The sequence below is a fragment of the Bradyrhizobium huanghuaihaiense genome, from assembly GCF_007830635.1.
Classification (GTDB): Bacteria; Pseudomonadota; Alphaproteobacteria; order Rhizobiales; family Xanthobacteraceae; genus Bradyrhizobium; species Bradyrhizobium huanghuaihaiense.
Genome location: NZ_VLLA01000046.1, coordinates 19,406 through 32,379, shown reverse-complemented (window position 1 = coordinate 32,379; position 12,974 = coordinate 19,406). Strand labels below are relative to the sequence as shown.

General features: G+C 60.7%; 7 protein-coding genes and 5 pseudogenes. 6 read left to right on the top strand and 6 right to left on the bottom strand.

Translation table 11 applies throughout. The annotated features are described in order from the left end of the window. A pseudogene (locus IQ16_RS41880) lies at positions 1-269 on the bottom strand (transposase); the annotation flags it as partial. 137 nt (positions 270-406) lie between these two features. On the opposite strand from IQ16_RS41880, the gene IQ16_RS41875 reads away from it, so the two are divergent. Continuing rightward, on the top strand, positions 407-823 hold the full coding sequence (locus tag IQ16_RS41875; protein WP_026312806.1) for a hypothetical protein: 417 nt from the start codon (positions 407-409) through the stop codon (positions 821-823). A gap of 108 nt (positions 824-931) precedes the next feature. Here the strand turns inward: IQ16_RS41875 and IQ16_RS41870 are convergent, their stop codons facing one another. Next, positions 932-1,258, bottom strand: a complete 327-nt coding sequence (locus IQ16_RS41870) for a DUF736 domain-containing protein (protein WP_011084751.1) — start codon at positions 1,256-1,258, stop codon at positions 932-934. A 1,101-nt stretch (positions 1,259-2,359) separates the two neighbouring features. Further along, positions 2,360-2,566 carry a cold-shock protein gene (locus IQ16_RS41855; RefSeq protein WP_026312807.1) on the bottom strand — a complete coding sequence of 69 codons (207 nt, stop codon included), beginning with the start codon at positions 2,564-2,566 and terminating at the stop codon, positions 2,360-2,362. A gap of 446 nt (positions 2,567-3,012) precedes the next feature. Between IQ16_RS41855 and IQ16_RS41850 the strand changes: the two are divergent. Then, a pseudogene (locus IQ16_RS41850) lies at positions 3,013-3,696 on the top strand (class I SAM-dependent methyltransferase). Between the two features lie 35 nt (positions 3,697-3,731). Here IQ16_RS41850 and IQ16_RS41845 read toward each other — a convergent pair. Continuing rightward, entirely contained in the window at positions 3,732-4,172 is a 441-nt protein-coding gene (locus tag IQ16_RS41845; protein WP_026312808.1) for a hypothetical protein, read from the bottom strand. Between the two features lie 1,008 nt (positions 4,173-5,180). On the opposite strand from IQ16_RS41845, the gene IQ16_RS41835 reads away from it, so the two are divergent. Next, on the top strand, positions 5,181-7,526 hold the full coding sequence (locus IQ16_RS41835) for an outer membrane protein (RefSeq protein ID WP_232675247.1): 2,346 nt from the start codon (positions 5,181-5,183) through the stop codon (positions 7,524-7,526). 34 nt (positions 7,527-7,560) lie between these two features. On the opposite strand, the gene IQ16_RS45405 is transcribed toward IQ16_RS41835, so the two are convergent. Further along, entirely contained in the window at positions 7,561-7,701 is a 141-nt protein-coding gene (locus IQ16_RS45405) for a hypothetical protein (protein ID WP_156149859.1), read from the bottom strand. A gap of 163 nt (positions 7,702-7,864) precedes the next feature. Between IQ16_RS45405 and mobQ the strand changes: the two are divergent. From mobQ to istB, 3 pseudogenes are all read left to right on the top strand, one after another. Further along, positions 7,865-8,850, top strand: a pseudogene (gene mobQ, locus IQ16_RS46175) (MobQ family relaxase); the annotation flags it as partial. Between the two features lie 304 nt (positions 8,851-9,154). Further along, positions 9,155-10,458 (top strand): annotated as a pseudogene (gene istA, locus IQ16_RS47740) (IS21 family transposase). Between the two features lie 20 nt (positions 10,459-10,478). Continuing rightward, a pseudogene (gene istB, locus IQ16_RS46170) lies at positions 10,479-11,311 on the top strand (IS21-like element helper ATPase IstB). A gap of 655 nt (positions 11,312-11,966) precedes the next feature. Here istB and IQ16_RS41805 read toward each other — a convergent pair. Further along, positions 11,967-12,893 (bottom strand): DUF2493 domain-containing protein, encoded by a 927-nt coding sequence (locus IQ16_RS41805; RefSeq protein WP_011084737.1) that lies wholly within the window; start codon positions 12,891-12,893, stop codon positions 11,967-11,969. Positions 12,894-12,974 lie beyond the last annotated feature (81 nt).

Below are 12,974 nucleotides of genomic sequence, written 5' to 3'. Positions count from 1 at the left end.
CCAGCGCTTCGAAGATTGCGCACCATCGTCCTCGCTTGGCCCAGCGATTGAAGCGATTGTAGATCGTCGTGTAAGGGCCGTATTCACGTGGACAATCACGCCATCGTGCACCCGATTGCAGCATGTGAATGATGCCGCTGACGATGCGTCGGTCGTCGTCCCGATCCGGCCCCGTCAGTCCCCTCGGCAGATGCGGTTCGATACGCGCCCATTGCCTGTCGTTCAGCCAAAACAAACCAGCGCGCATTCTCTCGCCCCCGAATCAACACGTAGGCAAGAGAATCACGTGGCGCTATTTAGGTACAGACCCTAGTTGATAGGCGACTTATGTAAATCTGGTCTGTCTTCAGAGACGCATACCTGTCCAGGGACGGAAGGGCGTGCTGAGTGAGATGGAGTGAGCTTTATGACCTTGTCCGAGCACTTGCCAGCCGACATCCGCGAAGTCATGGACGCTTACGTCGGGGACCTCAGGCCCCAACCTTGGCGGATTCGCTTCCTCTTGCTGATTGATCTCCTTCAAGAGAAGTTGGAGAGCGGACCCGCCGCTGAGTATCGGCGTCTACTTCAACAATGGACCGGCATAGTGACGGCAATCTTGGAACACTTGCCGCCTGACAGTTCGGTCGTCGAATGTTTGGGGTTGATGAGCATCAGCTTCAACGACCAATGGCGCGCTCAGGCGCTCGGCCAGATCGAGCGCGATCCCACTGTGCTGGATCAGTTGGTCGCAATTTGCCCCGACTGGGAGGACATCGTCGATACCGTATTAGAGGCCAATCAAAGACGGCCGATCAAGGCGGGGCAAACTCGCGCTCGCTGATCGGGATTGATCCGGCATGTGTATCGGCTCGCCAAGCTCTGCACGGGCCAGCTCTTGAGCTTAGCGATGCCCCGCCCGGGCCAGCCGGGCGAGGCATTGCGGATCGGATCAGTCGCCGTTCCGACGGTTTGGACGAGACCAGATCAAGCTGAAGCCCTCGCCCTCCTCATCGGCGAAGAGGTTCGCGAAGATCGGTGCGGTGAAGCTCGGGTCGTCGAGCTTGAGGCCGAGATAGTCGCGGCCCTCATTGGAGCGCTTGGACCAGGCGGCCCCGATCTCAACCCGGCCGACATAGATCCGGTGGCTGGGGGCGTTGTCGCCCGAGCGGCTGGTTTCGGGGACGATGCGGACGTTCCTCGCCTGCAGCGAGAGGGTGACGATTTCGCCGTTGAACTCGTTGTTGCCGGTCTTCTTGAAGGTGCCGATGGTCGCCATGGTAGTTCTCCTTGATCTCTGTTTTCCGAGCCCGCACCTTGCGGCCTCGATGGTGATCGACAGGCCGGAGGCGATCGACGGCGCACCCCGAAGGGGCCGAAGCGTCAGCGGAGGATGGCAGCCAAGCGACTTTCTTGTTTCGCGAGGAATGACGGCGCAGCCGGCAGGGGAAGAAAGTCGATCGGCGCCGTTGCGCCATAGGCGGTCGAGGCGTCAGCCGTCCTTCGGCCAGATCAATCCATCGAAGAGGCCGTTTGGTGCGCTCGGTCCGAACAGAGCTGACATCAAAGAGAACGTGGCGATCTGCGAGTCCACTGAAAGAGTTGGCGCAACCGAATCTAATGGTGATGAGCTCTCTTTATTGCAGGTAGACGGATCTCCGCTTCCGCGATCTCGGATCGGCTGGACGCCCCGTTGACGAGAGCGGCTGGCCGTATCTGTGATCCGTCGCCATTTGGTCGACGCCGCCCAAGGACTGCCACGAAACTGCCACTCTGCGATGATCGGTCGAGCCTCGACGCCTGGGCCGCTCTCACTGTATCTCAAGGAAGAATCGCGAGCACGCTGAATGCCTGATCCGGTCAACCCCTTTCAATGTGACGCTATCAGCCGTCGCCAGGCCTTTCCCCGGCCGGCCCTGCAGCGGTTACGACATATTAGCCGCGCAGCCCAAAAGGAGGATCTCGCGCAGGACGATGCCCGCTAGAGCTCGAGGGAGAAGAGAACCGGATGAGCGACAATAGCAACCTCGAAAACAGAACCATCGAAGCGATACGGCACTATCGCGGGGCCCTCGCCGTGGTCGACGGCCTGGAGCGAAAGGAACGTTCCGCGCATCGAGCACTGACCAGGACACTGCTTGAGTTGGGGCGCGCCTTATGCAGCGAAGACCCGAGGTCTCTCAAGGATAGCATTGAGATTGGCTTGGTAGCTGTCTCGCGGCGGGACGAATCGTGGGCCAACCTAAGCGAGGCGACTGCACCTTTGGATTCAGCCCGTTCGACTTTGGCCGCCCTCGAGTGCCAACTGAGATATATTCCAAATGTCTCAAAAGCGCGAGATTCGGACTAGCTCAAAGAATGCCAGCATTCGAGCTCCGCCTCATCCTAGGCGGAGATTTTCTGCGGCTTGTTTGCCGCTGCGGTTCGTCACCAGCTCGTAGCCGACCTTCGCGCCTTCAACAAGCGAGGTATAGCCGGCCTTCTCTACCGCAGAGATGTGCACGAAAACATCTTTGCCACCATCGTCCGGCGCAACGAATCCATAGCCTTTCGTCGGGTTGAACCACTTAACGGTACCTAACGCCACGTCATTTGCTCCAAAAAGAAAAACCACCTTCTCATCTAAATCAATCAACGAACCGGCGGCAAGTCTCTGCGCGAAGTGGAAAGGAATCCGTTGTCTCGCTCGATCGCAGGTCTTGGACAGAAGGCCCCACGTGATGGTCGTGCGAAGTTCAAGCACCTTGAAATCGGCCGACTTCAGGAACGACGACGCAAGGTCACATTTTCTTCGAAAACCGCGTGCTAACTGTCGCCTGGTTGTCGCAGCCGGATGTACGCCGTGGCATCACGTGGCCCCGGCTTTCATGCCGGGGTTTTTCGTTTTCGGCGCGAGAAGCCCGATTTAAGATTTAAGATGTCTTTTTGTGCAGCTTGATTTCGGATCATGACGCGTCGCAGCCCACTGCGACAATTCTGCTTGGATCAGCAGGAACGTCCCGGGCAAGGCGAAAAGCCGAATAGCAGGCAGACATGGCGCAGAATATTTACGACAATCCCGATTTCTTCGCTGGCTACAGCCAGTTGCCCCGGCAGATGTATGGACGCGACGGCGCTCCTGAATGGCCCGCGATCCGGGCTATGCTGCCCGATCTGGGCGGGAAACGCGTCGTCGGTCTAAGATGTGGCTTCGGCTGGGCCTCGCGCTGGATGCGCGAGCAGGGCGCGGCCTCGGTTCTTGGTCTCGATCTGTCGCGGAACATGATCGAGCGTGCCAGGGCGCACACAGCGGACACTGCCATCGAGTATCGCATCGCCGATCTCGACACACTGGACCTACCTGAGACGGCTTTCGACCTCGCCTACAGCGCACTGACCTTTCACTATGTTCAGGATTTAGGCCGCCTCGTGCGCTTGATCCGCAAGGCGCTGGTTCCTGACGGCATTTCGTCTTTACAATTGAGCATCCGATCTTCATGGCAGCGGCACATCCGCACTGGATTTCTGATGAGGAGGGCCGCAAGACTTGGCCTGTCAATCGAATTCCGTCGAGGGTGAACGTCGGACGGATTGGTTCAAGTTCGGCGGGTCGAGGAGTTTGCCCCGACACACGAGCAGATCCAGCAGATGCCGCAATTGGCCGAAGAACTCGAACGGCCCATGATGCTGATCGTGTCCGCGTCCACATCGATCGCCGGCGAAGCGATACCGTCGTGACTGGGTCGTACTAGGCCGCCGCCCCAGTACACATATCAGCCCCGCGGCAAGCGCTGTCTTGCTGGTCCGTCCGCGGCTATTCCAGTGAAGCGGATGAAAGCTGTGATGCTGATGGCAACGGCTCCGACGACCGCGAAAACCGTCTGCCACGTGGGTGAAGACATCGCCATCTGGGCAATTCCATGCGTAGCGCTGTAACCGGCGACGGTGGCTGGTGCGACGTAGAAGATGATGACGAAGAGCCGGAGCCAAGTCCAAGTCACGAGGGCGAGTGCGAGCTGGCCGATGCCGAAGGTTGCGGCGCCAGCCACGGGGCCGACAGCGATGCCGCCCAGAGCGCCGGCTCCCGTGTGGAAGGCCCAAAGACCAATCGTTACCCCGGCGAAGACGGGCAACGCGAAGACTGCAAGCGTGAAGAGCAGCCAGGCGAAGAACCCTATGACGAGGAAAACAAGCAGTGGTCCCAAGGTGATCATGGTGGTGGGCTCCGTGAGATAAAGGTCTGACGGTCGCGCCTTCCACCACCACCGCGGCGCGAACGCAGTATAGCAGCAAACGGCGGCGACGGAATCGTCACAGATCAAGTTGCGCATTTTTTGTCATTAGCGCGAGCTTGCGCCCAAAAGGCTCGTGGAATCGGCGTTTGACCCTTTGTGATCTTCAACTGGGCGCCTACCGGTTGAAATCACCTAGCGCAATCAGTTTCAGGAAGTCCTGTGTTCTTCTCCATTTCGGCGGCCACCCCATCGTATGGGTTGCTTTTGAGCATCCGGGATCACAATCGCCACTCACTCCAAAGCCCTGATTGTTTTCCGTTTTGGCGGCGCGCAACTATTCCACGCAACTATAAACGTTGCCTATTGGATCTGCCCTCGCAAATGTCGGGCTATGGAGAGACTGCCGAAAGCTCACATTGTCGAATTTGAGACAACAGTCGGCAAGTTGACGACAAACTCTTCCGAAGCCCCTGCAAAACATGCGAATTCAGTTTGGCACATGCATTGCTTCATTCGCGCACCATCACCAATCGCAGTGCGGTGGTCTTCTGGACGGACCTGGCGCGCGTTGCCGCGGGTCTGGTCTGCTCCGACGATTTGTCGTGCGGCGATACTTAAGGAGGCGCGTCGTGAACTGGGAAGTGCAGGACAAACTTTGATGCGATCTAGAATTATCTTTTGTGGAGCGACACCAATTGCGCTCGTCGCGAGCAGCGCAGCCAAGGCATTTTGGCGGCACGAGTGTCGCGACGGCTTCGACAGTGCAGTTACTTCCGTTTGCGATTCTGCCGGCGGACACAACCAGCCTGACCAGCAACTATCACATCGGAAAGTTTGGCCTGAACTACCGCTTTGGTGCGGACCAAGAGGCCGCGCAATGGTCCGACGGGCCGCTGTATGCGAAATCAGCCGGCAGCGTACAGGGCCGGTCCCGCTCCGCGGATCCATTTCACACTTTTCCAGTCTACCAGGGACGTACCAATAACCATGGGGCATGATCGGTTTCGTTTTTCTCGTCCGTGCTGGTTGAAGGCATTGCTTGCCAGCAACTCAATTTGCTGGATGGCGGGCCTTTACGGTCCGGCTCACGCGGCGGACCTGCCGGTCAAGACCGCGCCGCCGATTACGGCAGCGCCGTCGACCCTGTGGAATTGGACCGGCATTTACGTCGGCGCGCATCTCGGGGGCGCATTCGGTTCAAGCGATTGGCAGACCGCCACCGGGCTGCAGGCGGATTTCTCCAACAGAGGTTTCCCCGGAAGCGGCAACGCCGAAGGTCTGCTTGGCGGCGGCCAGATCGGCGTTAACTATCAGTTTGGCACTTGGGTGACCGGACTGGAGATCGCGGCAAGCGCCGCCGATGTCGACGGCTTTGCGAAATGCGCGAATCGTGCGGACAACCGCTACGGCGTGATCAGCTTTACCTGCGACAATCGCGTCACCTCGCTCGGCACGATTGCTGGCCGGCTAGGACAGACCTGGGGCAATCTGCTGATTTACGGCAAGGCCGGCGCGGCGTGGGCGACCGACGAGAGCGATGCCCGGACCAGTCACTACATCAACAAGTTCAACCAGAGCGGCACGCGTTGGGGTTGGATGGGAGGATTGGGACTTGAGTACGCATTCAGCCCGAATCTGTCAGCGTTTGTCGAATACGATCATTTTGATTTCGGCAGCAAGGACTCCAACTACGTCGACCAGTTCAACAACGCCTCGACCGTCGGCTTCAGGCAACGGTTTGATATGATCAAGGCAGGCGTCAATTATGGCCTTGGCGGGCCGATCCTGAATGCCAGGGCCGATGCGGCGACGACGCCAGTGCTGCTTGGCGGCTGGACGATTGAAGCCGGGAGTCGCTATTTTGGCAGCACGGGCCGCATGCAGAAGGACCTGTACGGCTTGCGGCCCACACACCTGGTCTCTCGCCTGATCTATGGCGATCAGACCGGACATGCCGCGGAAACCTTCTTCCGCTTCGATCACAAGAGCGGGTTTTTCGCCAGGGGCAATCTTGGCCTCGGGCCTCTCGTCGACGGCAAGCTGAACGATGAGGATTTCCCTTACATCAACTACTCCAACACGAACTCGGACATGAAGAGTGGTAGGTTCACGTATGGCACCGCGGACGTCGGTTACAACTTCATCAACGACGACGGCCGCAGGCTTGGTGCGTACGTCGGCTATCACTCGTTCTATGAGCGCGCCAACGGCTTTGGTATCCAACAACAGGCGACCAACGGGCCCCCGCTAGAGGCTTCGAAGAGTTTCCTGGTCCTAAGCGAAACCGAGACTTGGCGGGCGGCTGCTATCGGCATCAATGCACAGGCGAGGCTGTCCGACAGGCTCAAGCTTGAAGTCGATGCTGCCTACCTGCCTTACGCTAGCCGCTCCGGCTTCGACAACCACTGGCTCCGTGCCGATATCAATCCCACGCCTGATCCGGGCCACGGCTGGGGCACACAGTTCGAGGCCGTGCTGTCCTATGCCGTCTCCGACCGCTTCAGCGTTGGTGTGGGCGGCCGCTACTGGTTCTTTACAACCGATAGCGCTTACTCCCAGTTTCCCGGTGGCTCACCACAGACAACGAAGTTCTATTCGGAGCGCTATGGCGGCTTCCTGCAGGCCTCCTACAAGTCCGGCGAACTCGACACCGCCCAGGCCAAGGCAAACGGGATCGATAAGGAGCCCCCACCAGTGATGCCCACGAACTGGGCCGGCGTCTATCTCGGCGGCACGATCGGCGCGGGCAAGGGCAGAAGCCACTATGCGGATCCGTTCCCGACGCCGGTGTCGGGCGACTACGCTGATCTGGGTGGTGCCATGTTCGGCGGTCAGATCGGCATCAACTACCAGACGGGCTCTTGGGTCCTGGGTCTTGAGGCTTCGGGTTACTGGGCCAACGTCCAAGGCACCAACACCTGCTTTGGTGCATTCCCGAGCCCGCAGATTGCCGGCTTCAACTGCGGCAGCCAGATCGACGCTCTTGGCGCTCTGACCGGGCGCGTCGGGTACGCGTTTGACCGCACGTTGCTGTACGTCAAGGGCGGCTCCGCCTGGGATCGTCAGACTAACCAGTTCAACACCGGCGGTATTTCCGGCACCATACTGACGAATGGCAACACGAACTGGGGCTGGACGGTCGGCGGCGGTCTTGAATACGCGCTGCTGCCCAACTGGTCGATGGCGCTGGAGTACAAGTACTACGACTTCGGCAAGTCGCCCGTCTTTACCACCGCCGGGCTTGGCAGCGTACCGCTTTCACCCAACAGCACGACCGTACAGACCGTTAGCCTTGGCGTGAACTACAAGCTGCCGATACTTGGAGCGAGGTAAGAGTCGGGAGATACTGACGCAAGAAGGCTCGGCCTCACGGCTGGGCCTTCTTGTTTGCTGGCCGACGCTCCGGCACGACGAGTTCTCCGAGCAGCCGCACGCGCAATTCCCTCAGTTGTTTCGTCCTGTTGGCGAATGCTTTCAACTCCGCATCAACGTCCTGTCGTTTGCGCATCTTCGGTCTCCATCGATTGATGATGCACCTGAGAATAGCCACGCGCCTGTGGAGAGGCAGCCGGTGGATTGCGAACTATGGTGAGCCGTCCCGAGAATTTTTTTCAAGGGGCGCTTATACGTCGTTCCGACGTGCGCTTGTTGATAGTAGCTGGATTGCCGTCATGGCAATCTATCACCTCAGCGTCGAAGTCATCAGCCGCGCGAAAGGACAGCGCGCGATTGCGTCGGCCGCCTACCGCTCAGGCTCGCGGTTGCATGACGCGCGTATCGACCGCGATCAGCACTTTTCCAACAAGAGCGGCATTGTCCATTCCGAAGTGATGCTGCCAGAGCACGCGCCGGAAGCTTGGCGCGACCGTGAACAGCTTTGGAACGAGGTTGAAGCTCGTGAGATCAGAAAGGATGCGCAGCTTGCCCGCGAGGTGGAGTTTGCCATTTCGCAGGAGATGAACCAGCAACAGGGCATCACACTGGCCCGCGACTTCGTAGTGGCCGAGTTCGTGGAGGCCGGCATGACCGCTGATCTCATTTTGCATTGGGATATATCGGCACGGACGGCATGGCGAAACCCCACGCCCATGTCATACTCACCATGCGCGGCGTGAGTATTGGCGAGGATGGCGAGCCTAGGTTCGGTCCCGAGCTGTGGGAGTGGAATCGCACGGAGCTTGTCGAGCGGGGGCGCGAGCAATGGGCCGAGCATGTTAACGAGCGATTGGCTGAACTCGATCGATGGCACGGATCGATCACCGCAGCCTTGAGGCCCAGGGCATCGCGCTTGAGCCGCAGCACAAGATTGGCAGCCCCGGCAGCGGATGGAGACGGAAGGTCTTTAGGCCAAGGGCGCCGAGGACTATCGACGAATTGCGCGGGAGAATGGCGAGCGGATTATCGCGGACCCTCATGTTGCACTGGACGCCATCACCCACCAGCAGGCGCCCTTCACCGGGCGTGACCTTGCGATGTTCGCGCATCGTCATTCGGACGGACTGGACCATTCAACCAGGTGATGAATGCGGTGACTGCCTCGCCTGATCTCGTGGACCTCGGCAATGACGAACGGGGCGAGGCACGATTTACCAACCGCGCCATGATCGAGGCCGAGCAGCGGTTACAGCGCGCCGCCGACCTCGTGGCTACCCGCAAGGGCGGGCAGTGGAGCGTGGCACGTGTTTGGACTAGCTGCCGAGCCCCTGCAGCACCAGCCGGTTCAGTCTTGCGGCGAAGGCGGACTCCCGGCAACAGGTCGGGATCGTCGGTGATGATTGTCATCCCCAAACATGCCGGCGGCGCCTTCCAGGAGCTAGTTAGCCAAGGCAACCTTCGCCTTGAATGCCGGAGAGTGCGCCCGCCGGCTTTTCTTCGTCATCTTCGTGTCGCGCGCCATGGAAAGCTGCCTCCTCAGCGTCACGAGCAATTGCCCCCTCCTCGGATAGCTGAGGAGAGAGTGAATGAAGCAAGAACGAGCTGAAGGCTCGCCATGGAGCGATCCACGGGGGCAGGTGATGAAGACGCCGGATGACGTGGCGGAGATGTTGCGCCTGAGGCGTGCGGGTGGGGTGTGAAGCCGATTGCGCGGCATCTGGGCTGCAGCCATCACACGGTGAAGGACTACGTGGCGGCGGGCGGGGTGAAGCCGTTCAAGTCGCCTGAGCGGCCGAAGCAGCTCGACGGCCTTGAAGGTTGGCTGCGCGAGAGGCTCATTCGGCATCGCGGCAATGCCGACGTGGGCGCCAGGACTTGTTGGCCGAGCGAGGCGTGGCAGTCAGCCGGCGGACGCTGCAACGCGCCGCGCAGCCCTATCGCCAGGCGCTGAAGGCCGAAGCGCTGGCGACGACGCGCTTCGAGACGCCCCGGGCCGGCAGCTGCAGATCGACTTCGGCGAGCGTCTGGTCGAGATCGGCGGGGTGAAGATCAAGGCGTTTGTGTTCGTGGCGACGCTCGGGCATTCGCGGCTGCTGCATGTCCGTGCGTTCCGGGCCGAGAAGCAAGAGCACTGGTTCGCCGGGCTCGAGAGCGCATTCGCGATCTTCGGCGGCGTGCCGGAGGAAGTGCTGATGGACAATCCCCGCGCGCTCGTGGTGCGCCATGACGCGGTGAGCCGGTTGGTTCAGTTTAACGACAGGCTCATCGCGTTCGCGAAGCATTGGGGCTTCCGTCCTCGCGCTTGCGCGCCGTATCGGGCGCGCACGAAGGGCAAGACGGAGAACGGCGTCGGCTACGTGAAGAAGAACGCGATTGCGGGGCATTCCTTCGCGAGCTGGGAGGCATTCGAGGCGCATCTCGTCGAGTGGGAGCGTGAGGTAGCGAACGTGCGTATCCACGGCACGACCGGCGAGGCGCCGATCGTCCGCTTCGCGCGTGACGAGGCACACCGGTTGAAACCGCTCTGCGGGCAGCCGTCGTTCGGATCGTTGCGCGAACTGACCCGCGTCGTCGGCCATGATTGCGCCGTCGAGATCGACACGAACGGCTACTCGGTGCCGTGGCGGCTGATCGGCGAGCGCGTGGCGGTGACGGTCGCGGCCGGCGAGGTCCGCATCCGCCATGGCATGCACCAGGTTGCGATCCACAAGCAATCGGATGGACGCCGGCTGCGGATCATCGACACCGCCCCCATCTCGATGGTGTTGCTGGTCGCAATAGCGCGGTCCGCTGGGCTGAGATCGCGGCGGCGGTCCTGACGCCGTCCTCATCGCTGTCGTTGTTGCGCCCTCTTGCCGAACACGAAGCCGTGGTGGGAGGAAGCTTCTGATGGCGCGGGCAAAGAAGATAATGGAAGCAACGACCGATCCGCTCGATGCCATGCTGGTGCGACTGCAGCTCTCTGTATCCGCGATCAGCTCGACAGCCTGCTCGACGAGGCGGCGCGCGCGAAACTGTCGGCGCGTGAGACGCTGATCCTGCTATCCGAGCGCGAGATCGCACCCAAGGACCATCGCCGCATAGAGATGGCGCTGAAGCTCGCACACTTCTCGGCCGTGAAGGAGCTTGCTGGCTTCGACTTCGAGGCGCAGGCGCAGCCGTCAATCGATCCAAAGCAGATCCGTGATCTTGCCGCATCACGTTGGATAGCCAACGGAAAGAACGTGCTGCTGCTCGGCCCGCCAGGCTGAGGTAAGACGCACTTGTCGATCGCGCTCGGACGAGACGCGATCCTGGCCGGATACACGGTGCAGTTCACCACGGCGACGACGCTAGTCGCGGGTCTTGCCAAGGCGCATGGCGAACGGCGTCTGGACGCGAAACTGCTCGCGCTGGCCAAGCCGAAGCTGCTGATTGTCGACGAACTCGGCTACCTGCCGCTGGAACCTGACGCGGCCCTTCCAACTGGTCAGCCGCCGATACGAAACCGGCGCGATGCTGATCAAGTCGAACCGCAGCGTTGCCGAATGGGGCACTGTGTTCGCCGATCCCGTGGTCGCCACCGCGATCCTCGACCGGCTTTTGCACCACAGCCGCGTGCTGACGATCCGCGGCGACAGTTACCGGCTCCGCGCCAAGCGCAAGAGCGGCCTCATCCAGCCGCCGCCCGCTGGTGACGGCCCTCCGGTCGGCTCTGCCTCCTCCGGCCCGTCACCGGCGGAAACAACCTTCAACCGAGATAATAACCCAGATGGTGGGGGCAGTTCTTCATAACGCAAAGGGGGCAGTTCCGGATGGCGTTTGGCAATCTTCGCTCCTGATTCGCGGCAAGAAGCCTCGCCACTGTCAGGCAGAAAATCCACTCAAGCTACTGTCCGAATTTGCGGGGCCAGCTCTAGTTTCAATGCAAGCGTCCTCAAGTTGAGGAAACGCGGCAACGTTTCAGGTTGGCTCGGAAATGAGAAGCTGCGGGCGATCGCGTGTTCGTGGCACTCAACAAACTAGAATCTCCCACCGACCTATGGTAATTATTGCGAAGCGCCTGCCTCTCGTGCAGCCAACAACGGTTCATTGCGGGACTAGAAAGTCCCATAGAACTTTAACCTACATCGCAAGGCCAACGATCGATGGTGGCGACGTATATCAGCGCGACACTCAAGAATGGACGCCGCAGAGTCATATTTTGTTCAAAAAACCTCATGCCAACTAGCAGTCGATCGTCGCGGCCGGATAGGCGCCGTTTCATCACGAGCCCTGGCTTTCATGCCAGGTTTTTCGTGTGATCCGAGCGAACCCGGTGCAAGGCTGCGGCGAACGCATGTGGGCCCGCCGCTGGTCGCACGATCAGCGGCATCGAGCGAGCCGGAGGCTCTTGACCGCTAGAATTTGCGGCAGCGCTCACGCGTCGCCGAATTTCCAGACCGGAATCCCGAGCTTCTTTGCCTTGTCCGCGAGGTTGTCCTGGATGCCGGTGCCGGGGAAGTGCATCACGCCGATCGGCAGCGTCTCCAGCATCGCATCGTTGCGCCTAAAGGGAGCAGGCTTGGCATGCTTCGTCCAGTCGGGCTTGAAGGCGATCTGCGGGACCTTGCGGCTATCGGCCCATTTGGCGGCGATCAGTTCAGCGCCCTTGGACGATCCGCCGTGCAGCAGCACCATGTCCGGATGCTTGGCGTGCACCTGGTCAAGCTTAGCCCAGATTAGCCGGTAATCGTTGAATTCGAGACCGCCTGTCAACGCGACTTTCGGGCCGGGCGGCATGAGCACCTGGTTGTCGGCGCGCTTCTTCGCGGCCAGGAAATCGCGGCTGTCGATCATCGCTGAGGTCAGATTGCGGTGATTGACCCTCGATCCGTTGCGCGGCCGCCAAGCGGAGTGGGTGTGGCGTTCGAATTCGTCGGCGGCGTGGTCGCGCATCAGCTCGAAGGCGCCTCGTCGCTCGATCAGCGTCTGCCCTTCCGCCGTCAGTCGCTCCAGCTCGACGGATTTGATCTCGCTGCCGTCCTGCTCCTGCTGCGAGCGCTGCTGCGCCAGCTCGTTATCGTCGAGCTCGCGCTCGATCCTGTCGATAGCGCGATGGAAGACGTTCACCGTCGACCAGAGCAGGTCTTCAAGGTCGGGCTCCAGGCGAGTATCGGACAGCGCCACCACCAGGGCACCGAAGATGTCGGCGATGCTGCCGGCGAGGATGTGCGTTTCGGGGAGCGGCCTCGGATCGGGTTCGTCCTGGAAGGGGCGGTAGCCATAGAGCTGGAGCTCCTGGAGGACGTGGTCGGTTGGGGATGAGCCGTGGTGCTCGAAGTTGTTGTCGCGGTCGGTGGTCATTGCGGCTTTCCCTCGTCGGATCGACCGCGCCCATCGCGGCCTTCATGGCGACGAAAGCGGCGGGCGGAACGGACTTGCACC

Coding starts and splice junctions, on each gene's coding strand:
- IQ16_RS41835 (WP_232675247.1), top strand. CDS start 5,181: ATGGGGCATGATCGGTTTCGTTTTTCTCGTCCGTGCTGGTTGAAGGCA.
- IQ16_RS45405 (WP_156149859.1), bottom strand. CDS start 7,701: ATGCGCAAACGACAGGACGTTGATGCGGAGTTGAAAGCATTCGCCAAC.
- IQ16_RS41870 (WP_011084751.1), bottom strand. CDS start 1,258: ATGGCGACCATCGGCACCTTCAAGAAGACCGGCAACAACGAGTTCAAC.
- IQ16_RS41805 (WP_011084737.1), bottom strand. CDS start 12,893: ATGACCACCGACCGCGACAACAACTTCGAGCACCACGGCTCATCCCCA.
- IQ16_RS41845 (WP_026312808.1), bottom strand. CDS start 4,172: ATGATCACCTTGGGACCACTGCTTGTTTTCCTCGTCATAGGGTTCTTC.
- IQ16_RS41875 (WP_026312806.1), top strand. CDS start 407: ATGACCTTGTCCGAGCACTTGCCAGCCGACATCCGCGAAGTCATGGAC.